The organism is Okeania sp. SIO2F5 (genome assembly GCF_010692685.1).
Taxonomy (GTDB): domain Bacteria; phylum Cyanobacteriota; class Cyanobacteriia; order Cyanobacteriales; family Microcoleaceae; genus Okeania; species Okeania hirsuta.
Genome location: NZ_JAAHGU010000333.1, coordinates 1 through 1014 on the forward strand (window position 1 = coordinate 1; position 1014 = coordinate 1014).

The following is a 1014-nucleotide window of genomic DNA, read 5'->3' on the forward strand; positions in this document are numbered from 1 at the left end:
AGTAAGAGTAAGTCTAAATCCAACTCCAAGTCCTTGTATCGACTCAAAAACTGGTCTGAGTATGATGCCTCCTTAAAGCAGCGAGGGAGTCTCACTTTTTGGCTGACTCCAGAGGCCATGGAGCAGTGGCTTAATCAGAAAAAAACTGGACGTAGGGGAGCATCTAATAATTATAGTGACACGGCCATTGAATTGATGGTGACTATGCAATCCTTGTATAGTCTGGCCGGACCACAGACCGAAGGTTTTGTCAAATCTATATTTCAATTGATGGACTTAGATTTACCAGTACCTGACCATAGCACTGTATCCCGTCGCTTGCCAAAACTGAATGTTAAACTACCAGTTATACCAACGAACGAAGCAATTCATATGGTAGTAGACTCTACAGGGGTGAAAGTTTACGGCGAAGGTGAATGGAAAACAAGAGTTCATGGTGAAAGTTTACGGCGTACATGGCGTAAATTACATCTAGGAGTTTCGGAGGCCACAGGGGAGATTATCAGTGGGGTAGTGACTACCAATGATGTCAGTGACGACCAAGTATTTTCTGACCTGTTAGATGGAGTAGATGGGGAAATAGCCCAAGTATCAGGAGATGGAGCCTATGACAAGTATAAGTGTTAGGAGAAAGCTAGGCAACGAGGGGCAAAGGCAACAATTCCACCCAGGAAAAATGCAGTAATAGGTCAACTAGGCAACTGTAAATGCTCACCTCATCCCAGAGATGAAAACCTCAGAAGGATAAGAAAAGTAGGACGCAAGAAGTGGAAACGTGAATGTGGCTACCACCGACCCTCGTTGTCAGAAACTACAATGTTCAGGCTCAAAGTCCTCAATGGATGCAAGTTACGACGACGAAAATTTGATAATCAGGCAGTGGAGTTATTCATACAATGTTCCATACTCAACGTGATGATTCAAAATGGTAAACCCCAGAGCTACAAAGTAGAAATCTAGTTAACTTCCAACTAAGGGAGTTTTTGGCGATCGCTACTTTCATGCAACAAAGCC

Annotated in this window: 1 pseudogene; it reads left to right on the forward strand. The window is 43.4% G+C overall.

Annotation, left to right across the window (positions count from 1 at the left end):
- Positions 1-33: 33 nt before the first annotated feature.
- Positions 34-960, forward strand: a pseudogene (locus tag F6K27_RS33400) (IS5 family transposase).
- Positions 961-1014 lie beyond the last annotated feature (54 nt).